At 50.2% G+C, this 21,743-nt stretch carries 20 protein-coding genes; 12 read left to right on the top strand and 8 right to left on the bottom strand.

From position 1 onward, the window contains the following. Nucleotides 1-77 precede the first annotated feature (77 nt). Together ftsH and rsfS are read right to left on the bottom strand one after the other, a co-directional pair. A complete protein-coding gene (ftsH, locus tag AC23NW_RS09505; RefSeq protein ID WP_293837842.1) occupies nt 78-2,093 on the bottom strand; it encodes an ATP-dependent zinc metalloprotease FtsH in 2,016 nt (671 codons plus the stop codon). Nucleotides 2,094-2,204: 111 nt separating this feature from the next. Further along, entirely contained in the window at nt 2,205-2,621 is a 417-nt protein-coding gene (gene rsfS, locus AC23NW_RS09500; protein ID WP_293837844.1) for a ribosome silencing factor, read from the bottom strand. Between the two features lie 143 nt (nt 2,622-2,764). Between rsfS and AC23NW_RS09495 the strand changes: the two genes are divergently transcribed. After that, a complete protein-coding gene (locus AC23NW_RS09495; RefSeq protein ID WP_487449103.1) occupies nt 2,765-3,544 on the top strand; it encodes a biotin--[acetyl-CoA-carboxylase] ligase in 780 nt (259 codons plus the stop codon). Between the two features lie 244 nt (nt 3,545-3,788). Continuing rightward, entirely contained in the window at nt 3,789-4,190 is a 402-nt protein-coding gene (locus tag AC23NW_RS09490; protein WP_487449101.1) for a T9SS type A sorting domain-containing protein, read from the top strand. An 80-nt stretch (nt 4,191-4,270) separates the two neighbouring features. Here the strand turns inward: AC23NW_RS09490 and AC23NW_RS09485 are convergent, their stop codons facing one another. Beyond that, nucleotides 4,271-5,161 (bottom strand): mechanosensitive ion channel family protein, encoded by an 891-nt coding sequence (locus AC23NW_RS09485; protein ID WP_487449099.1) that lies wholly within the window; start codon nt 5,159-5,161, stop codon nt 4,271-4,273. A gap of 124 nt (nt 5,162-5,285) precedes the next feature. Beyond that, entirely contained in the window at nt 5,286-6,944 is a 1,659-nt protein-coding gene (gene pafA / locus AC23NW_RS09480; RefSeq protein WP_487449097.1) for an alkaline phosphatase PafA, read from the bottom strand. A gap of 160 nt (nt 6,945-7,104) precedes the next feature. Between pafA and AC23NW_RS09475 the strand changes: the two genes are divergently transcribed. After that, a complete protein-coding gene (locus AC23NW_RS09475; RefSeq protein WP_487449096.1) occupies nt 7,105-7,860 on the top strand; it encodes a M48 family metallopeptidase in 756 nt (251 codons plus the stop codon). A 68-nt stretch (nt 7,861-7,928) separates the two neighbouring features. Here the strand turns inward: AC23NW_RS09475 and AC23NW_RS09470 are convergent, their stop codons facing one another. Next, complete coding sequence (locus AC23NW_RS09470) at nt 7,929-8,903, bottom strand: polyprenyl synthetase family protein (RefSeq protein ID WP_293837856.1); 975 nt, start codon at nt 8,901-8,903, stop codon at nt 7,929-7,931. An 87-nt stretch (nt 8,904-8,990) separates the two neighbouring features. On the opposite strand from AC23NW_RS09470, the gene AC23NW_RS09465 reads away from it, so the two are divergent. Continuing rightward, on the top strand, nt 8,991-9,998 hold the full coding sequence (locus AC23NW_RS09465; RefSeq protein ID WP_293837858.1) for a patatin-like phospholipase family protein: 1,008 nt from the start codon (nt 8,991-8,993) through the stop codon (nt 9,996-9,998). Here AC23NW_RS09465 and AC23NW_RS09460 read toward each other — a convergent pair. Continuing rightward, a complete protein-coding gene (locus tag AC23NW_RS09460) occupies nt 9,987-10,850 on the bottom strand; it encodes a glycerophosphodiester phosphodiesterase family protein (protein WP_487449095.1) in 864 nt (287 codons plus the stop codon). The genes AC23NW_RS09465 and AC23NW_RS09460 overlap by 12 nt on opposite strands. A gap of 69 nt (nt 10,851-10,919) precedes the next feature. Beyond that, a complete protein-coding gene (locus AC23NW_RS09455) occupies nt 10,920-14,327 on the bottom strand; it encodes a TonB-dependent receptor (protein ID WP_487449093.1) in 3,408 nt (1,135 codons plus the stop codon). A 432-nt stretch (nt 14,328-14,759) separates the two neighbouring features. Here AC23NW_RS09455 and selD point away from each other — a divergent pair, with 432 nt between their 5' ends. The 7 genes from selD (at nt 14,760) to AC23NW_RS09420 (ending at nt 20,395) form a co-directional block, all read left to right on the top strand. Next, nucleotides 14,760-15,821, top strand: a complete 1,062-nt coding sequence (gene selD, locus AC23NW_RS09450) for a selenide, water dikinase SelD (protein ID WP_487449092.1) — start codon at nt 14,760-14,762, stop codon at nt 15,819-15,821. 275 nt (nt 15,822-16,096) lie between these two features. Further along, entirely contained in the window at nt 16,097-16,864 is a 768-nt protein-coding gene (locus AC23NW_RS09445; RefSeq protein WP_487449091.1) for an alpha/beta fold hydrolase, read from the top strand. Then, nucleotides 16,864-17,565, top strand: a complete 702-nt coding sequence (locus AC23NW_RS09440; protein WP_293837868.1) for an SAM-dependent methyltransferase — start codon at nt 16,864-16,866, stop codon at nt 17,563-17,565. The genes AC23NW_RS09445 and AC23NW_RS09440 overlap by 1 nt, the downstream gene beginning before the upstream one ends. A gap of 1 nt (nt 17,566) precedes the next feature. Continuing rightward, nucleotides 17,567-18,208, top strand: a complete 642-nt coding sequence (locus tag AC23NW_RS09435) for an MBL fold metallo-hydrolase (protein WP_487449090.1) — start codon at nt 17,567-17,569, stop codon at nt 18,206-18,208. A gap of 30 nt (nt 18,209-18,238) precedes the next feature. Next, a complete protein-coding gene (gene pssA / locus AC23NW_RS09430) occupies nt 18,239-18,925 on the top strand; it encodes a CDP-diacylglycerol--serine O-phosphatidyltransferase (RefSeq protein ID WP_487449089.1) in 687 nt (228 codons plus the stop codon). An 88-nt stretch (nt 18,926-19,013) separates the two neighbouring features. Continuing rightward, nucleotides 19,014-19,265, top strand: coding sequence for a phosphoribosylformylglycinamidine synthase subunit PurS (purS, locus tag AC23NW_RS09425; protein WP_293837874.1), 252 nt, complete (start codon nt 19,014-19,016; stop codon nt 19,263-19,265). A 128-nt stretch (nt 19,266-19,393) separates the two neighbouring features. Then, nucleotides 19,394-20,395, top strand: coding sequence for a 3-oxoacyl-ACP synthase III family protein (locus AC23NW_RS09420; protein ID WP_487449087.1), 1,002 nt, complete (start codon nt 19,394-19,396; stop codon nt 20,393-20,395). A 70-nt stretch (nt 20,396-20,465) separates the two neighbouring features. Here AC23NW_RS09420 and AC23NW_RS09415 read toward each other — a convergent pair whose 3' ends face one another. Further along, nucleotides 20,466-20,834 (bottom strand): CoA-binding protein, encoded by a 369-nt coding sequence (locus AC23NW_RS09415; RefSeq protein ID WP_293837878.1) that lies wholly within the window; start codon nt 20,832-20,834, stop codon nt 20,466-20,468. A 317-nt stretch (nt 20,835-21,151) separates the two neighbouring features. Here AC23NW_RS09415 and AC23NW_RS09410 point away from each other — a divergent pair, with 317 nt between their 5' ends. After that, nucleotides 21,152-21,718 (top strand): NUMOD4 domain-containing protein, encoded by a 567-nt coding sequence (locus AC23NW_RS09410; RefSeq protein WP_487449085.1) that lies wholly within the window; start codon nt 21,152-21,154, stop codon nt 21,716-21,718. Nucleotides 21,719-21,743 lie beyond the last annotated feature (25 nt).

Raw genomic sequence — 21,743 nt, 5'->3', positions numbered from 1 at the left:
TTCACTCTAGGTTAAACAGAATAAAAAAGGCTTTAGACGGTTGTCCAAAGCCTTTTTCGTTTTAGATTTTATCAGGATTAAACCTGTGGCAATGTTTCCGGTTCGGTCGGCGACGGCGATGTTTCTGAGCCAGCCACTTCTTCCCCGCGTTTTTTGTACGCCTGATAAGCGGTGTCACGCTCAAACGGACGACGTCCAATCAAACGCTCCAGATCGCTTTGATAAAGGATTTCTTTTTCGAGCAGCTTCTGAGCAATTGTTTCCAGTGCCTCACGCTTATCCGACAACAGTCTGATCGTACGCTGATAGGCTTCGTCTACGATTTTACGCACCTCTTCGTCAATATGCTTCGCTGTTTCTTCCGAGTATGGCTTGTTGAACGAGTAATCCGATTGCTTCGAATCATAGAAAGACACGTTGCCAATCTTATCGTTCATACCATACATGGTTACCATACTGTAGGCAAGTTTCGTGATGCGCTCCAGATCGCTCAGAGCACCCGTTGAGACTTTGCCGAATACGATATCTTCAGCCGCACGACCACCAAGGGCCATACACATTTCGTCCATCAGCTGCTCTGTACGGTACAGATACTGCTCCCGTGGCAGATACTGGGCGTAACCCAAAGCAGCGACACCGCGTGGTACGATAGTTACCTTAACGAGGGGATCAGCGTGCTCCAGATACCAGCCAGCCACCGCGTGACCTGCTTCGTGGTAAGCAACGATCTCCTTTTCTTCCGGAGAGATAATCTTGTTCTTTTTCTCAAGACCACCGATTACCCGGTCCATTGCATCCTGAAAGTCCTGCATACCGATTGACTCGCGGTCACGACGGGCAGCAATCAGGGCCGCTTCGTTACACACGTTGGCGATTTCGGCACCGGCAAAGCCAGGCGTTTGTGCGGCCAGTTCTTTCGGGTCCACATCAGCTGATAATTTCAGCGGCTTCAGGTGGACTTTAAAAATAGCTTCACGGCCAACGATATCCGGTTTATCAATGCTAACCTGACGGTCGAAACGGCCGGGACGTAGCAAGGCAGAATCCAGTACATCCGGACGGTTGGTGGCGGCCAGGATAATGATGCCTGAATCCGTTGCGAAACCATCCATTTCCACGAGGAGTGAGTTCAGCGTATTTTCGCGTTCGTCGTTGGCGCCCGGCATTGAACCACGGCCCCGTGAACGCCCTACGGCATCAATCTCATCAATGAAAATAATACAAGGCGCTTTTTCCTTTGCTTGTTTGAACAGGTCACGCACCCGTGCGGCACCCACACCGACAAACATTTCCACGAAGTCAGAACCTGACAGGGAGAAGAAAGGCACACCGGCTTCACCGGCAACGGCTTTGGCCAATAACGTCTTACCTGTACCCGGAGGGCCTACCAGCAAGGCGCCTTTCGGAATCTTGGCACCCAGTTTGGTAAACTTCGACGGATTTTTCAGGTAATCAACAATTTCCTTAATCTCTTCTTTCGCTTCATCCAGACCAGCCACATCGTTAAAGGTGATTTTAACCCGGTTCTCGGCATCAAAGAGGGCTGCTTTAGACTTACCAATATTGAAAATCTGACCGCCCGGGCCACCTGCACCCGACATCCGGCCCAGCAGAAAATACATGGCCAGAATCATGACGATCAGGATACCCCACGAACCGAAGAAAGCACTCCAGTCGCTGCGGGTTTCAAATTTCAGTTCAACTTTTTCATTATCAGGCATTCCCTGCTGAACACGGTCAAGATCTTGTTTGAACGACTCCGCAGAAGCAACCTGAAATACGTAGTGAGGACCAGAACCGGTTCCGAAGTACGGCTTATCAGAAGACAGATTTTTGTACTTAGGACTTTGTAAAGCCTGGTCGGTGAGCGTTACTTCGGCTATCTTGTCATTGACCAGCACGACTTCGGCCACTTCATGTTCCTTAACCATGCGTTCAAACCGCTTAAACGTTGTTTCGCGGACTGAACCGGAACGGCTCATGAATGTAATACCGAGGATAGCGGCAATCAAAAACGCGACAATCCATCCCTGAATATTCGGCCGGCGAGGCCCCCGAGGTGATAACGGGTTTCTATTGTTATTTTCTGGCATTTCGACAGGTTGTACAAAGAGGTTTGACTTGGTAACACCGATTGTCAGGCTAATGTTTCCGCTACTTTTACCAATTGACTAGTGGAAACCCGTCCTGATAAACGGTTGGGATCAGGCCATTGACGGTAATGTCAGCGGTTCTTCAATATGGTGGATTTCGGCATCACCCCACAACTGTTCCAGATCATAGAACGTCCGGCGGTCTTTCCGGAAAACGTGTGCGATTACATCCACATAATCGATCAGGATCCACTCACGGTTTGTGCGGCCTTCCTGATGCCACGGATTCTGGCCTGTGTTTTTATGCACCTCTTCGTCGACTGACGAGGCGATCGCATCAATCTGGGTATCTGAGTTACCCGAGCAGATTACGAAGTAGTCGCATATGGCATTTTTTACCTGACGCAGGTCCATTACTACGATATCCATAGCTTTTTTCTCCTGCATACCCTTCACGACTAAATCCCGAAGAGTCTCTGAACTTACTTGTTGTTCTTCCGTTGTTCTAATGATTTTATTAATTCTCATGTAATCCGTTTAAAATTGCAATGAATCCGATAATCAGGTCTAGTCAGGTGTGGCCGCGCCCATATCGGATGGTGAGATCAGGGTACGAACTAACGTCTATGATTCACTCTAATATCATAACCTTTACTAAACTAAACAAACTTTTGTACAAAATCCATCCCAAAACGCTATTTGTCGGCCAAAAAATTCATTACCTGCCAAGCTGTCAGTCTACGAACGATGAGGCGGCCCAAATCATCGCTGCTGAGGAACCGGCCGAAGGACTGATTGTCATTACGGACGCACAATTGGCCGGTCGGGGGCAGCGTGGCAATGTCTGGCAGGCCGAAAGCGGTCAGAACCTGACAATGTCGCTTGTTCTGAGACCGTCCTTTCTGACTGCCACCGAACAGTTCTGGCTGAATATTGCCGTTTCACTCGGTATCTCTGATGCACTCGATCCGCTTACCGAAGGCCTGCTGCGTATTAAATGGCCGAATGACATCTACGTTGAGAATACCAAAATGGGTGGCATCCTGATCGAAAATACCCTGCATGGCACGGCTATTGCTTGGTCAGTGATCGGTATCGGACTTAACGTAAATCAGGTACAGTTTAGTTACCAAACCGCCACCTCGCTGCAAAAACGGTTCCCGCTGGCCGACGGCTATTCGCTGCCTTCCCTGCTGACGACCATTGCCGAACGGATCGAACAACGGTACCTGCAACTGCGAGCCGGTAAACGCTCCGACCTTAAAACGGCATATCTGCAGCGTTTGTTCCGTTATCAGGAAGCTCATTGGTTTGAACGGGAAGATGAGCAAGGGCATTGGCAGCGTTTTGAGGGCTACATCGTTGGTATCGACGAATCCGGCCGCCTCGCCGTCGCCACCGGCAACCGGATCCAGTATTTCGGCTTCAAAGAAGTGAGCTTCGTTATTTGACTTAGTGAGTGATTGGGTGAATGAGTGATTTAGTGAAACTCCACATAGCCTTTATCTTGCGATACACACTCAATCGCTCATTTGCTCAATCACTCATTGTCACAGCTCACCGCCCGTTTTAAGCGCTTCATCCGGCGTTCCTGACCGCTTGTGTAGAATGATGATTCATGTTTCGTATCCGCTGTGCACCTTTGTCATGTCGAACGACAATAACAACAAAGAACAACAACAAATACGAACAGTCATGAAAACATTTGCCACTTCCCTGATGATTGCCCTGAGTCTGGGCTTTGTAACATTCGCCTCTGCTGACGATAACCGCTCAACAGCCAACACAACAACTGCAGGCAACTATCGTACAGCCATTTACACATCAGTCAACACGCCGTCTACCCTGCGGGTCAACGTAGAAAAACAGGCCGGTAAAGCGCTGGTGATTAACATTAAAGACGAAAAAAATAATATCCTGGCAACGCAGTACCTGACTAAAAAATCCGGAACGTTCTCGGCAAAATTTGACCTGAGCGAACTGGAAGACGGCACCTACAACGTTGAGATCGCCGGTGAAAATGAGGTAACCTCGAAAAGCATTACCCTGAAAACAACAAACGTTGCCGTGCAACGGTCAGTGTCAGTAAATATCTAATTTAAAGAGTGAAAGAGCGAAAGAGATAAAGAGCGGACAGAACACTCTTTATCTCTTTCGCTCTTTCACTCTTTAACTCTCTACACCTGCCCGCCCTGCGCCGGCGGGTTGCGGTCATCGGCGATTCTTTTTTTCAGGTCATACGTTCCGATCGGAAACATCAGGAGTATACCTTCTTCATCAAAAGCCCGTTTCAGGGTTTTAATGACTTCACTCATGGCAAATGTGGTATTGGTATCTGTATGGTCCAGCCAGAAAAGCAGCTTAAACTGAATCGAGTCACCGGCAAAGGCTTTGTAAAACAAATCAACGGGCTTATCTTTCAGCACAAAAGGCAGTGCACTGATAGCCTCCTTCGCCACCTGCTGGGCTTTATCGAGATCATCGAGGTACGAAATACCCGCCGACAGCTCCAGACGCCGCTGCCCTGTCCGGGTATAATTCACAATCGGCTTCTGAAAAACATCCTTGCTTGGGATTTCTATTTTCTGTCCGGCAAAATTGTCGAGTACGACTGAGCGCAGCTTCACGGCCACAACCCGGCCCTGAAAGCCGTTGGTTTCCACCATATCCCCTACCTGAATTGGTCGCTGAATAGCAATCATGGTACCGGAAATAAAGTTGGCGGTCAGGTCCTGAAAGGCAAAACCGATTGCCAGCGCCACAACCCCGGCACCGGCCAGTAAGGAAGTCACGGTTTTATCGAGACCCAGCGTCCCGAGTGCGACAAAAAAACCTAATGCTTTAATGGCCGTACTGGCAACCAGGGACGTCAGATCTACCAGCGCCGGATTATGACTGACACGGGTTAAGCTTTTCGAAAGAATCTGACGGACATAGCCCGCAATGGTATAGGCCAGAAAAATAACGACTATTGCCACGAACAGATCCGGTAAATGTGATATACCGAGCTTTGTCCAGTTCTGTAATCTCAGATAAACAAGGCGAAGCGCCTGATTTAAATCGATCATGGTAAATTGAGTTGGTGATTATCTGTTTAACCGTTTATCCCCCTGTTTCTGTTTTCACAAAAACGAAACCGGTCATTGATCAGCGTATTTTCTGACCAATGACCGGCTATTGATAGCTGTGTCTCTATTTCAGCACTTCTTCAATCGGCGCTCCAATCGTACCGCTTGGTTCAAGGATACCCAGCAGGGCGGCAACTGTCGGTGCGATATCGGCAATGGCCGTACGGCGAACCGTCTGGCCCGGTTTGATACCCCACCCGTAGAACAACAGCGGCACATGCGTGTCATAGGCATACATTGTACCGTGTGTTGTACCACGCGTACGGCCTTCAAACCAGCCGGCATTGAAGACGATATAAACATCCCCGCTGCGGTTAGGCTGGTAAACGTTCCGGATCATTTCCATCTGGATCGACGGCATCAGCTGCCCTCCCGGATTGTTCAGGTTGACAACGTTCAGCACACCGCGCTGTTTCAGCAAAGCCCGATTAATGACATCACAGGCATCGTTTACCGCAATTTTCTTTTCCTGCAGCAAAGCATGATTCAGGTAAACCTGCTGGTTTATGTAGGACAGTACCCACTGCCCCGGTCCATAGGCTTCCTGCAACGCGGCTTTTGCCGCATCACTTATTTCTCCACCCGATTTCACGTCAGCCGGAATATGGTATGTTTTCAGGAAGCCCGGGACATCCGCTACTCCGTGATCGGCCGACAGAAACGCCACCCATTCGCCCTTGCCAACGCTGGCATCCAGCTGATTGAACAGATCGGCCAGCTGGATGTCGAGCCGGATGTAGTTATCTTCGGTTTCAACCGCGTGTGTCCCGAACGCGTGCCCGATATAATCCGGAGACGAGAAGCTCACGCACAGGAAATCGGTAATGGCATCTTTACCCAGTTCCTCGCCTTTGATGGCCGCCAGCGCAAATTCTTTCGTCAGGGCATCGCCATACGGACTCGTCCGTAAACCTTCATACTTACTGCCGCCGGACATAGTAACGAACTCATGCGGGAATACCGCCTTCTGTTCGCCCGGCATCAGGGCTTCATACGGCTGATCATCTTCTGCACTTTCCAGATACTGGTTCAGGGGCAAAAGCGGTTCCCATTTCTTGCTCAGGTACTGATCCGGCAAGCGTTTGCCGTTATGCTCCTGCACCCATTTCGGCAGCTCTTTCATGTAATACGTACTGCTGATCCAGTTCCCGTCTTTCGAATCGAACCAGAAAGCGCCGTTCGCCGCATGACCGGCCGGCAGAATAGCGCCACGATCTTTCAGCGCCACGCCGAAAACCTTCGCCCGGCCATCGGTTGCCAGCTTCAGCTGATCACAAATAGTGGTTACCAGCAGGTTTTTGGGCGACATTTTGCCCGCCGACCCTGTATTACCAACCGTCTGTACCGCCGTATCTTCAGCACAGTACATAATCCGGCCAGCCGTCCGGTCATAAAAATCATTTCCGACAATACCACTCAGCGCCGGAGCAGAGCCGGTGTAAATGTGCGTATGGCCGGGACCTGTATACGTGGCCGCGTAATGATAATGGTTATTGCGGCAGTTAAACCCCTGATCCATCATGCGACGGAATCCACCCTTAGAAAACCGGTCGTAATACCGGTAGAGGTAATCATACCGCATCTGGTCGACAACAATGCCAACCACAAGTTTAGGTCGTTTCGGGAAAACGGGAGCTTCAGGAACTGCGCCTCTTTTAACAGGTTGAGCAATCGCAGCGGTCGAAAGACATGCGAAGAAGAATAGCTTTTTTACGGAAAACATACCGCAGGTTTATTGACGTTTCCGGCAAAGGTAACCAAACCAATCCATTCCCTCATCCATTAAACCTTTTCCTCAGTTAAAGAGTCCATACATAAACAGGCCGTAAAAGCCGCTTTAACCGGTCGTTTTGGCGAGCCTGTTCATTAATTCTGAAAAATCTATGAAAACGATAAAGATGTTTTTTATACTGCTGACCGGGTTGACACTTTCCGCACAGGCCCAGCAGCCAAGCCTCATGCAGGCGGGTGTTGATGCCCTGAATTCGGCCCTGTTGTCAGATGCGCAGGTAGTCCAGCTCTCCCGTCAGGCCGTACAGCAAATGGACGCCCAGAATCCTGTTGCCGGTCCGAACGATCCTTATTCACAACGCCTGAACCGGATTGTGCGCCGGCATAAAACAGTAAGCGGTATTCCGATCAATTACAAAGTGTATATGGTGAAAGACGTAAATGCGTTTGCCACCGCCGACGGAAGCGTACGGGTCTTTAAAGGCTTAATGGATGTCATGACCGACAATGAGCTGCTGGCAATTATGGGCCACGAAATCGGCCACGTTATTAACCATGACACCCGCGATGGGATGAAAAAAGCCCTGCAACGGTCGGCCGTCCGGAATGTGCTGGCCTCTCAGTCGGGGGCAATCGGCCGGCTGTCCCGCTCAGAGTTGGGTGGTGTGGCTGATTACATCATCGGTTCTTCGTTCAGCCGGAAGCAGGAAACCGAGGCCGACGACTATAGCTATCAGTTTATGAAAAAGAACGGCTACAGTGTCATGGCGCTGGCCACGTCGTTTGAAAAGCTGGCCAAACAAAGTGGCGGCGCCGGTGTCCCGACGTTTCTGTCAACCCACCCCGACAGCAAGGCACGGGCGCAGCGGGTCCGTGACCGGGCGCGGCGCGATGGATTGAGCCGTTAAAAAAAGGCCTGACCTTCCTGGAAGTTTAGAACTTCCAGGAAGGTCAGGCCTTTTTTTTAACGCTAACGTTACTTACTCCGCTCAATAGTATATTGAACCAGCTGTTCCAGCGAAGTCCGGTAGGCCGATGCCGGAAAGGCGTGCAGGAGCGCTTTGGCCTCTTCAACAAACCGCTGCATGGCGGCCGTTGCGTATTCAATACCGCCGGACCCTTTCACAAAAGCGATCACCTCGTTCACCTTTTTGGGATCGTCGCTCTTATTTTTTACAATATTAATCACCCGGCGCTTATCGCCTGAACTGGCCCTGTTGAGGGCATAGATCAGCGGAAGCGTCATTTTTTTCTCTTTGATATCGATGCCCAGCGGTTTGCCGACTTCGGCCGTTCCGTAGTCAAACAGGTCGTCTTTGATCTGAAAGGCAATACCCACTTTTTCCCCGAATAGCCGGGCCTGCTCGATTTGTTCAGCCGCCGCGTTGGCCGAACGTGCCCCCATGGCGCAGCATGCCGAAATCAGCGAAGCTGTTTTTTGCCGGATAATCTCATAATACACATCTTCGGTAATGTCGAGCCGGCGGGCCTTTTCAATCTGGAGCAATTCGCCCTCACTCAGTTCACGGACAGCCCGTGAGCCGATCTGCAACAGGTCGTATTCATTATTATCCACCGACAGCAGCAACCCCCGCGATAGCAGATAATCGCCGACTAGCACCGCAATTTTATTTTTCCAGAGGGCATTGATGGAGAAGAAGCCACGGCGGTAGTTGGAGTCATCAACCACATCATCGTGAACCAGCGAAGCCGTATGCAGGAGTTCGATCAGGGCTGCCCCCCGATACGTCGATTCGGTAATCTGGCCGCAGACGCCCGCCGTCAGAAATACGAACATGGGGCGTAGCTGCTTTCCTTTGCGCTTGACGATGTAATTCATGATCTGATCAAGCAGCATTACCTCGCTTTTCATCAAGTCCCTGAATTTGCGCTCAAACTCGCGCATCTCGTGTTCGATCGGGGCTTGTATGTCGGCAACAGATAGTGGCATTTCCGGTAATTTTCCGGCAAGTATACCACCAAAAATTTGATTATTGCCCAAAATCCGGCAAATTACCGGACTGACTTTCGCAACCCTATGATCGATAATCCCAACCCGCCGGTACCCCACCGGTCCCATATTCAGCATAACTCCCCCGAAAACAGAGCGTTGGTACTGGGTGGCGGTTCGCTGAAAGGTGCTTTCCAGACCGGCGCTGTCATGGCTATTCTGGAATCAGGTTTTGAACCGGATGCCATTTACGGCATTTCAGTTGGCAGTCTTAACGCCACTTTCCTGACCCACGAAGCAACCCGTCAGTTCGAGGAAAACGGTGCCATCGACTGGCCTAAAGCCGGGCGGGCCCTGCTGGAATTCTGGATCCGGAACATCACCGGCCCCTATGCCATTGCGGAGGAGCGATCTAAGTTTATGATGGGCTATAATACGCTTTTCAGCCGGTTTGACGGGCTGCTGGACAATAACCCGCTCCGGCAGCTGGTTACCTCCCATCTCGATGCAGAGCGGCTGAAACGGTCACCGGTTAAGCTGAAAGTCGGGGCGGTTGATATCATTGAAGGCGATATGGTGTATGCCAGTCCACAGGATGACCACTTTCTGGATTATGTGGTGGCCAGCAGCTCGCTGCCGTTTATTATGCCTGCCACCCAGATCGGCGGCGACCACCGCAAAGCGTTCCTCGACGGCGGTTTGCGCGAAGTAGCCCCCTTGCGGGTAGCCATTGAAGACGGCCTTACCGACATCATGTGCGTGGCCTGTCATGCGAAGAAAATCTTTACCGAAAAGTTCAATTACCGCAACCTGCTGAACCTGATCGACCGCGTTAAGGACATTACCGTTAATCAGCTGGTCAACAACGACATTGCCTGGGCTGAGCGGTTTGCCGAGCGCGAGAAACTGCGGCAACAGGATTTTCGTCTGACGATTATCCGCCCTCATGAGCCGCTCCACCTCGACCTCCAGCGTTTCGATTCAGAGGACATCGGCCGGTTGATGGTCCTCGGCTATCAGACGGCTACCGAAACCTTTAAACAGTTACGGCTGAACCAGGCTGCTGAAAGCAAGGAAACGAACCTACCGAAATAACCGGTTAACGGCAGCAGGGCGGTCGGTTGTCAGAATATCGCCGCCTTGTTCAACGATTCTCCGGTAGTCACCCGCAGCTTTTTCCATTGGTAGCTCGTCCGTATTATCTTTTCCGTACGTACCTGTTGAGCACGGTATTCCTGCTGCATGCATGGCGTCATAAAACGCTTTCGGTGGCACCTGACGGGGTGTCAGCGCAACCAGATGATGCAGCGGTAGTCCTGCTTTTTTAAACCTGTCCAGATCTTCGGCCATTGTAACCCCCAGCGCCAGCCAGAGGTCCGGATACGCCTGCCGCAATGCAACGGCACTTTCTACGGTATAGCAGATTATAAACACGCTGTTCAGGGCCTTGTGTTTTTCCACCATCGCCATGGCTTTCCGGAGGTCAACGCCGGGTTTAATATCCAGTGCCAGCACTGCACGGTTCCTGTTCCACCTGAGCACATCTTCGAATAGCGGCATTTTTTGAGCCGTTGGTTTGCCGGTCAGATCACGTAATTGCAGCCGCGATAAAGCCTGCCATGTCTGTGCTTTCAGGGAGCCGGTGCCGGTTGTGGTACGTTCCAGTTCATCGTCATGTAACAAGGTCAGCACGCTGTCCTTCGTCATCCGCACATCCATTTCAAGAATAGCATCCGGCACATCGCTAATTGCCTTACTGAAGGTTTTCAGACTGTTCTCCGTGTCTCCTGCATCGGGTCCGCCACGGTGGGCCAGTATCAACGGTTTTGTTCGCCGCTCAGGCATCAGAAAGGTACTGATGGCAGCATTGGTCTGAAAGCGGTTTTTCTGTGCCGATACACTCCCGGCCAGCCAGCAGCCCAGTAAGGTGATAATGAGTTTTTTCATAGGGTTGATTCTGTTAAAAACAAAAGCCCCCGCTTTGGGGCGGGGGCTCTGTTATGGCGTAAAACCGGCTTAGTTAAAGATATAACGCAGACCGATCTGTGCTTGCCATACGTTGTCGATTGACACGTTCTTCACGAATGAGTCACGCAACAGGATTGTTTTGTTCGTTGTTCCTTCGGTGATAACCTGTGTGTTCAGGCGGTATGTCGGAACTCCGGCAGCGCTGATGCTTGAGTTGGTCAACGGAGTAGCTGTCGTTGTCAGGTAACCTACACCCCACTTGTTGTTCAGCAGGTTGCCGAAGTTCAGGACGTCAGCACGCAGCTGGATTGTATTTTTCTTACCTTCTTTGCCAACACGGATGTAAAATTCCTGTGTAACGGTCAGGTCAACACGAGTCAGCCAAGGGAAGTAACCACCGTTACGCTCAGCATATTTGCCGCGACGTGTTTTCAGGTAATCGTTGTTGTCGATATACTGATCGAAAGCGGCCTGCTGCTGCTCCGGCGTATAAACAACTGCTGATGCACCAGAACCTACTGTCAGCGATGCAAATGACAGGTCAGACGCTTTAGCCGGCACGAAGATCAGGTCGTTGATCTGACCGTCACCGTTCAGGTCATTACCGTATGTATACGATACTTTACCACCGCTTTGTGAAGTCAGACCCAGTGTGAACATCGTTGAACCACCGAATTTGCCACCGTAGTTCAGACGGTAGTTCAGGTAACCGATGATCCGGTTACGCTGATCGTTATCGCTGTATGATTCTGTCAGGTAGTTCTGCCCGTAAACTGTCGGCATGTTCGCCTGTACCGTGCTGCCTACTGACTGCATATCACGTGCGTAACCATATGTATAGGCTAACATACCGCCGAAACCGTTTGTAGCTGGTTTTTCCAGTTTAAACGTGGCTGTGTAGGCATACCCTACGTTTGTGTTTTTCAGCACGAATACGTTTGAAACCGCAGTATTGTAGAAACGGGCTACAGCTACCGTGTTTGCTGCACCTGAACCTGAGCTTGCAACACCTGAAGCAGGGAAACGATCACGGGTATCTGTACCGCTGAACGTACGATCCGCGGCTTTCAGGTTGGCATCGATATAACGCAGACCGTTAATCGTTTTGTTATAGATAAACTCTACGGTACCAATCAGGCCAAACGGCAATTTCTGGTCAATCGCGATGTTTGTTTTCCACATCGACGGGTATTTCAGATCAGGGTCAGTTGCATTAACAGCGTAAGGAGCCAGGTTTGCCAGAATAACTTTTGATGGATCCGGACGCAGGTTAGCAGGTAATTCACTCGGATTCAGTGCAAACGGAACAGTGTTAGTGTTGGTCAGGTTGATAACAGCCGTGTTAACACCGTTGTTACCCAATTGATTTGACACCAGTACCTGTGGAACACGTGATACGAAGATACCGGTTCCACCACGCACCTGCGTTTTCTTATCACCGGTTACGTCCCAGTTAAAGCCAAGACGCGGAGACAGCAACAGACGGTTCTTAGGGAAGGCTCCTGTATTTACTTTATAATTTGCCTTGTTTTCGTCGCGGAATGTTAAGCCTGCAACAATCGGGTTAGTAAAGTCTTCTGCCAGTGACTGATCATAGGCGAAAATATCACCACGCAGACCCAGTGTCAGTTTCAGGTTAGGCGTCGCCTGGTATTCATCCTGGATATAAGCACTGTATGTGTTTGATGCCAGCTTCTGCCATGGTTCTGCACCGCCATCCAGCAAAGAATAACGCAGATTGTATCGGTTAACCGTTACCGGTGACGTAGTGGCGGTAGGGTTGTTTTTGTACGCTAACGCTGCTGTTTTGAAATCAGCTAGTGAGTTATATACATACACACCGTTTGACGCAGGGAAGAACAGGTTATTTGATACGAAGTTTTCGTAGCCCAGACCTAAAGTCAGCGTGTGCTTACCGGCAAAGTAGCTCAGGTTGTTTGTCAGGTTCAGGGTCGAATAGTTCAGCTTATTATTTGGCGTAAACGGATCGAAACCGATAGACATATAGGTAGTACCACCCTGCAGAATGTCGATTGACGGGAACACACTGTTCAGGTACTGGCGATCTTCGATCTGCTTGTTGTAGGTAGCGACTAACTGGTTCGCCCATTTACCCTTGAAGTTCGAGTTCAGTTCGGCAGCAAATGACCGTGTGTTATCCGCAATCAGGTAGCCTGTGCTTTGCGGCGACAGGGCAAGCGATGAGTTGGTACGGTTACCGTTACCCGCCGTGTTGCTACTGTTACTGTTGCTGATCGGAACACCTGACTGTGAGTTATGGTGCGAGTACCGTACGGTCAGCTTGTGATTGTCGTTGATGTTGTAGTCAAGACGAACAAGACCTTTCTTGCTGGTTACTTCGTTGTTGAAGTTGTCGAACGGACCCAGTTCACGACCAAAGTTCGTACGCATGAAGTTCGTGATGTCATCCACATCCGCCTGCGTTACCCGTGAAATGTTACCTGATGTCTGACCACGGTTAACCTGCCAGTCAAGAGCAGGCGTGCTGCTGGTAAACTGCTCATAGTTCACGAAGAAGAACAGTTTGTTTTTGATCAGCGGACCACCTACGCGGAAACCGGTTGTTTTCTCGTTGATGTTGACCGCCGGGATATTTCGGCCATCAGCTTTTTTACCCACCATCCGGAACGAGTCTTTGCTCGTACGGAACAGGTGGTATGCTGAACCCGAGAATTCGTTTGTTCCTGAACGGGTTACGGCGTTGATACCAGCACCGGCGAAACCTGACTGACGAACGTCGTAAGGCGCTACGTTCAGCTGAACTTCGTCAATCGCGTCAAGCGAAACGGCAGTAGTACCTGTACGGCCACCTGCCTGAGCCGAAGAACCCAGACCGAAACCGTTGTTAAATACCGAACCATCAATGGTGAAGTTGTTGAAACGGCTGTCCTGACCCGCAAAAGAGCGGCCGTTACCGTAAGCATTGTACTTCGTGATGTCGTTGATTGTACGGCCGATTGTCGGCAGAGTGTTGATCGTTTCACGACCAAACGTTGCCGCAGCACCCGTACGGTCTGAGCTGAACACATCACTGCGCGTGCCCGAAACCGTTACTTCTGACAGCTGTGTGCTGGCATTTGCCAGTTTGAAATCTACGTTAGCCGCAGAACCAAGGTTGGCTGTGATGCCGTCCCGTGTCTGTTCCTGATAACCAACGAAGGTTACTGATACTTTGTAAGGACCACCGATACGCACACCCGGAATGGTATACCGGCCGGCAGCATTTGTAGTTGTACCATAGCGGCTACCCGATGGCAAGTGAATGGCTAATACTGTGGCACCTGGCAGGGATTCTCCTTTGTCGTCAACAACGGCACCGTTGATCTGAGAGGTAGTAACCTGGGCCTGTGCATTGATTAGCCCCAAAAAAAATACGGCCAAAACTCCGAAAAGTTTAAAAGCCGTCCTTGTTTTTTGTACAAGTTTAAAATGCATAAACTTGGGTTGTTTGATTAAGATGATGAAAGACATCAGACAACAATGGGTTGCCCGAAAACTTCCTCAAAAAAACAATAAAATATACTAATGAGCAACGTCCTTCTTCGAGAAATCCAGTTTAAGTGAGCTGTAAATGAGCTTTTGTAGAAAAAGTATACTTTTATATTCACATTGTTCAAGCTTTGCCGGTTAAATAATTATGAAGGAAAGGCCCTTCATTTTTTCCTTTGCCTGATCTGATACTCATTTTGCTGTTTTCAGAGTGAATAGTTGCCTGATTTTTCTCCGGAAACAGTGCCGGAAATCCGGTAAACTTAAAATTATACAAAATAAGCCTTTTAGCAGGGTTGTGTAATTTGCCCTGTTTTTTATTGCTTTACTATCAAAATGTATCGTTCCGGTGTTTCTTCACCGATAAATAGTTGAGAAATGACGCCAGTTGACACTATAAAACTTACGCAATACAGCCACGGGGCCGGCTGCGGATGCAAAATCGCGCCGAAAATTCTGGACCGGATTCTGCACCATAACCAGACGACCATCAGCCCGCCGGCCGTCTCTCCCCTCGCCCACCGGCTACTGGTCGGCAATGATTCCCGCGACGATGCCGCAGTGATGGACCTGGGCAACGGAGAAGCCATTATCAGCACCACCGATTTTTTTATGCCCATCGTGGATGACGCCTTTGATTTCGGCCGGATTGCCTCTGCCAATGCCATCAGCGATGTGTATGCTATGGGCGGTGAACCGCTGATGGCGATTGCAATCCTGGGCTGGCCGCTGGACAAGCTGCCGCCGGAAGTTGCGGGTGAGGTGCTGGCTGGTAGCCGGGCGATCTGTGCCGAAGCGGGTATTCCGCTGGCGGGCGGCCACAGTATCGACTCGCCCGAACCGATCTTCGGGTTAGCTGTGACGGGCAAGGTGCGGACAGAGCACCTGAAGCAAAACAACACGGCCACTGCCGGCTGCCGGCTTTACCTGACCAAACCCCTCGGCGTCGGTATTCTGACGACGGCGCAGAAAAAAGGGATTCTGGCACCGGAACACGCGCAGCTCGCACCTGCGCAAATGGCACAACTGAACAAATTCGGGGCAGTGCTGGGGAAACTACCGTATGTGAAAGCGCTTACCGACGTGACCGGCTTCGGACTGCTCGGTCACCTGGTAGAAATGGCCGATGGCAGCGGTCTGAGTGCGAACATTACGTTTGATACCGTTCCTAAACTGCCGGTCCTTGATGCATACCTGGCGCAGAACAGTATTCCCGGCGGAACGCACCGCAACTGGGACAGCTACGGCCATAAAATTGCCGGCCTGACCGATCAGCAACGCGTTGTTCTGGCCGATCCGCAGACATCCGGCGGCCTGTTAATTGCCGTGGAGCCGGATTCTTGTGCCACATTTGAACAAGTTGCTGCTCAAAATGGGTTTACTTTGCAGTCATTCGGCGAGTTTATTCCTCGTCAGGAGAAATCTGTTTACGTTTTTTAAGGTTGTTTAAACCACTAAGGCGGGAAGACATAAAGCAGCACAAAGTTTTTCTTTGTGCCCCTTTGGTACTTCGTGGCTTAGTGGCAGGAATTTTTATAAACCACAAAGGCGGTAAGACACAAAGCAGCACGAAGTTTTTCTTTGTGCCCTTTTGGTACTTCGTAGCTTAGTGGCAGGAATTTTTATGAACCACAAAGGCAGTAAGACATAAAGCAGCACGAAGTTTTTCTTTGTGCTACTTTGGTACTTCGTGGCTTAGTGGCTAATCAGACAATATGAAATTATTCTTTCGTCAGTCGGGCGATACCGGACCAGCCGTCATTTTTCTGCATGGCATTTTCGGATCGTCTGATAATTACGTTACCATCAGCAAGGCAATTGCCGCTCAGGGCTTCCGCGTTTTTTCGGTTGATCAGCGGAATCATGGCCAGTCGCCCCGTAGTGATGAATTTGACTACGATCTGATGGCGGCCGATCTGCATGAATTCATTCAGGATCATCAGCTCGATAAGCCGGTACTGATCGGACACTCGATGGGTGGTAAAACGGTCATGCAGTACGCCATGTCATACCCGGATACGTACAGCAAATTGATTGTGGTCGATATTGCTCCCCGTTTCTACCCCGTGCATCACGGCGAAATCCTGCGCGGCTTCAACGCCGTTCCGCTGCAAACGTTAAGTAACCGCAACGAGGCCGACACGATCTTCAGTGAGTATGAACGTGCGCCGGCCGTACGGCAGTTTCTGCTGAAGAACCTGTACCGGACCTCGGAAGGTAAGTTTGACTGGCGCATCAACCTGCCGGTTCTTGAACGGGAAATCCACGGTGTTGGTGAAGAACTGAAAGCCGTCCGGCAGGTTACGGAACCAACCCTGTTTATGCGGGGCAGTGAATCGCCCTATATTACGGAGGAAGACGAACAAACGATTAAACGTATTTTTCCGAATGCCGTTGTTCAGACCATTGCCGGTGCCGGTCACTGGGTGCAGGCTGAAAAGCCGGCAGAATTTGTTGAAGCCGTTTTAGCCTTTATCGCCTGATGCCTACATTATATTTAATCCCTACAGTTCTGGCCGACAACACTGCTGACCAGGTATTGTCTCCCCAAATCCGGGAGGTGATGGGTAAGCTTGATGCTTACTTTGTCGAAAACGTCCGGACAGCCCGCCGCTTTATCAGCAGCCTCAAGACCGGTAAGGTCATCGATGAACTATCGTTTTTCGACTTACACAAAGACACGACCGATACTGAAGTACGCCGCAACATGCAGGTGCTGACCGACCGGAAACAGGATGCCGGTGTGCTGTCGGAAGCCGGATGCCCCGGTGTCGCTGATCCGGGCGCCGCCGCCGTGCGGGTAGCACATCAGCTGGGCTGGACGGTTGTTCCGCTCGTCGGCCCCTCGTCTATCCTGATGGCGCTGATGGGCTCGGGCATGAGCGGGCAGTCGTTTGTGTTTCACGGCTACCTCCCGATCGATCGGGGCGAACGCAGCAAGGCCCTGAAACAGCTGGAAAAAGATGCCCGCCAGAAGATGCAGACCCAGATTTTCATGGAAACGCCTTACCGCAACAATCAGATGATGGGCGATGTCCTGTCAGCCTGCGCCGGTGACAGCCGCCTGTGTGTTGCCTGCAACGTAACGGCGCCGGATGCGTTTATCAAAACAAAAACTATCAAAGACTGGAAAGGACAACTTCCCGACCTGCATAAAAAACCAACTGTTTTTCTCCTTTTCTGACATGGTTAAGACATTCACATTTTCCCCGTTTCAGGAAAATACCTATATCGTTATTGATGACGAAACCCAAAAGGCCGCCGTCATTGATCCGGGTTGTTATGATCAGGCTGAGAAAGAGACGCTGTCGGCCTTCATCGACAGCCGGCGGTTGACGGTTACTCACCTGCTCCAGACCCATTCCCATCTGGACCACGTTTTCGGCAGTGCCTATGTCAAGCGTAAATACGGCGTTAAGATGTACCTGCATGAACTTGACATGGTTATTTTTAACGATGTGCCGAAGCGAATGGAGATGTACGGCCTGCGGGGCTACGATCCGACCGAAGTAGACGTTTACCTCCGCGAGGGTGATAAAATTGCGGTTGGTAACACAACACTGGAAGTACTCCATACGCCGGGACACGCACCGGGGCATGTGGTATTCGTGAACCATAAAGACCGGTATGTTATTGGCGGTGATGTGCTGTTCAAAGGAAGCATCGGCCGGACCGATTTTCCGTACTGCGACCATCAGGCCTTGCTGAACAGCATCCGGACGAAGCTCTATACCCTTCCGGACGACTATACGGTTTACGCCGGTCATATGGACCCGACCACCATTGGCCGGGAGAAAAAATCAAATCCGTTTATCCGGATGGACTAATCGCCGGAGGCGCTGTTGATACCTATATATATGCTATCCAAACTAATTAAACAGCTTCCGAATACCATGACGTGCGGCAACCTGCTTTGCGGGAGCATAGCCATCGTCATGGCGCTGAACGGTGATCTGGTAACGGCCGCCTGGCTGATGGTCATCGCCGCCGTGCTGGACTTCGGGGATGGGTTTGTGGCCCGGCTGGTGCATGCTTCCGGTCCGTTCGGTAAGGAACTGGATTCGCTGGCCGACATGGTTACATTCGGCCTGTTGCCCGGCGTTCTTGTCTTTAAACTGGCGCAGGGGCTGGACATGGGCATGCTTTCCTATGGTGCATTCCTGATCACGGTATTGTCGGCAATCCGGCTGGCTAATTTCAATATTGATACCCGCCAGGCCGATGGATTTATCGGCGTACCGACACCGGCCAACAGCCTGATGATCGCCTCATTTCCGTTTATGAGCCATTACCAGCCCGAACTGACCACCTATTGGTACAACCCCTATGTGCTGGCGGCCATCACGCTTTTTGCGTTTATGCTGGTAGCAGAATTGCCGCTGCTGGCGTTTAAATTTAAAACCTTCAGCTGGCAGGCGAATAAAATAAAATACATTTTTCTGATTCTTTCCGCCCTACTTCTGTTAATTTTGCGGTTCGCAGCCCTGCCTCTGATTATCGGGTTGTATGTGGTATTGTCAATGGGCGCCAGAACGAAAAACTGAAAAAGCGGTATTCCCGTCATGCTTGTCCGGGTAATCTGTACAATGCGTTCACGCTTTCGCTCTCTCACTCTTTCACTCTTTATCATTCATGAAATTTTTCGCAGAAATCGACGTAATGCCCCGGAAAGAAATTCTGGATCCTCAAGGAAAAGCGGTTCGGCTTGGCCTCCACAACCTGCACATCGATAATGTCGGTGACGTTCGTATCGGGAAACACATCCGGTTAGAAGTTGACGCAGAGAGCGAAGAAGCCGCAACATCAACTGTCGACGAAGCGTGCCGGCAGCTGTTGGCAAACCTGATTATGGAAGAATACAGCTTTACGTTACATACAGCGTAAGCAGCAGTAAAAACCGCATACTTTTTTTGCATTATCCCGGCAAAGTCAGGACTTTATTCATGGATACCACAATCCTCCCCGAATAAAGTGCTATTTTAGCCGGGCTTTTTTTGCTTTATCGCAATACTATGACGTACTCGACCATAACGGGACTCGGCTTTTATGTCCCCGACAATATTGTAACCAACGACGACCTGACGCAATACATGGAAACTTCGGATGCCTGGATCCGCGAGCGTACCGGTATTCAGCAACGGCGTTATTTCACCTACGGAAAAGATACGAATGCCAGTATGGCTACGGCGGCCTCCCGCATGGCCATTGAACGGGCCGGCATTGAGACATCCGCCATTGATCTGATCGTGTATGCGACCATTACACCGGATTACTTTTTTCCGGGCTCAGCTTTCCTCATGCAGCGCGAACTAGGCCTGGACGGTATCGGTGTGATTGACATCCGCAACCAGTGTTCCGGCTTTGTGTATGCCCTTTCCATTGCCGACCAGTTTATCCGGACCGGGATGTATAAAAATGTCCTGATTGTTGGTTCCGAGATTCAGTCTTCGTGGATCAACAAAAGTACCGAGGGCCGTAATGTTGCCGTCATTTTCGGCGACGGTGCCGGTGCTGCCGTAGTGCAGGCTACCACAGATCCGGAACACCGTGTGCTGTCAACGCACCTGCACGCCGACGGCCGTTATGCCGAGGAGCTGTTTGTCAAAGATCCGGGCAGCAGCCGTCCGGGCCGGGCGGTTACCAAAGACATGCTCGATGAAGGGGGTATTGATGTGATTATGAACGGCAATGCAGTGTTCAAACATGCCGTTGTCCGCTTTTCGGAGGTAATCAACGAAAGCCTGAAAGCCAACGGATACTCAGCAAGTGATATATCGCTGCTGGTGCCGCATCAGGCAAATATCCGGATTTCGGACTATGTCCGTCAGCAGATGAACCTGCCTGAAGAAAAGGTGATGAGTAACATACACCTGTATGGCAACACAACGGCCGCTTCCATCCCGATTGCGCTGACAGAAGCCTGGGAACAGGGCCGTGTGAAACCAGGCGACCTTGTGTGTCTTGCCGCTTTCGGCAGCGGCTTCACCTGGGCCTCCGCACTTATTAAATGGTGACTATTATTGAATGATTAAGTGATTGAATGATTGAATTAAATTCTATTCAATCATTCAATCACTTAATCATTCAATAATTCCCGATCGAAAGCATAACCAGCGTACAGGCTTCAACCGGTTCGATACCCTCCTGCTGTAGTATACGCTCAAATTCAGGATTTTCTGCGCCGGGGTTAAAAATAACCCGTCGTGGTTTTAACGCTTTGATGTAGTCATAATACTGCGGCTGGTTGCGGGGCCCGACGTACATGGTCACCGTATCAATCCCGGTCAGCTCCGGCTGTCCGGTCTGAATCGCATTCCCGCGTATATGCCCCTGCCGTAAGCCCACCAGTTCGATGGCATGCCCGTAGTTCAGCAGGCTGAGTGCCGCCCGGTTCGCATAGCGGTCCGGATTCTCCGAAGCACCCAGAATCAACGTCTTTTTATCTGTTATCATAGTTGTTCTTATCCGATTTATTTACAATTACTGTGTTACCTTCACGAAACAATAGCGTCTTCTAATAGAAACACATTAATTCTTTTTTTTGATTTTTACTTTCTTATGCGGCACCTTTTGTTTATCTTTTCTTGAAATTAGTTCAATAACCAACTATGTCCATTTAAATGAACTTTTTGGCCAGTATGAACGACATAAAACGATCCATCTATTAAATTAGCAGCCAGTCTTAACTTTTTCCTCAGTATTTTGTTTAAGTTTATATAAACAAACAGGTATCCTACTCAATCTATTTTACTTCTACTTTTTTGTGAAAAATGAATGACAAAAAGAATCAAAGTTACTGGAATGAGAAATGGGTAACCATTCCGTTTGATACCGTTGAAAACCCTCCCCATTACGAGGTTTCCAACTACGGCCGGATCCGGAGTTTTCAGTCTGGTGCCGTACAGGGGACTATTATTAAAGGGTCGGTTATCCAGGGGTATCGTTCCTTAAACATTCGTTCACAAGGAAAAACGCTCAACCGTTATGTACACAAGCTGGTCGCCGAGTTTTTTGTAAAACGCCTGCAACCGGAACACACTTTTGTCATCCACCTTGACCATGATAAGATGAATAACTACCATCTTAACCTGAAGTGGGTGTCAAAAGAAGAAATGATTGAGCACAACCGGAACAATCCAAATCTCAAGAACCGTCCCCAGCCCCGTCAGACCAGTAATTACAAGCTGACGGAGACAAAGGTAAAAATCATTAAAAAGCTGCTGCGGAATGACAAAAACCGGCTTAAAATGATTGCCAAGCAGTTTGGCATTACGCATACCCAGCTCAACCGCATCCGCTCGGGCGAGAACTGGAAACACGTCACGATTGATGATTAGCACACAAGAAAGGGAGTATCAGCTG

The organism is Arsenicibacter sp. R0_47, from assembly GCF_057652235.1.
This window is presented reverse-complemented; position numbering and strand designations above follow the sequence as displayed.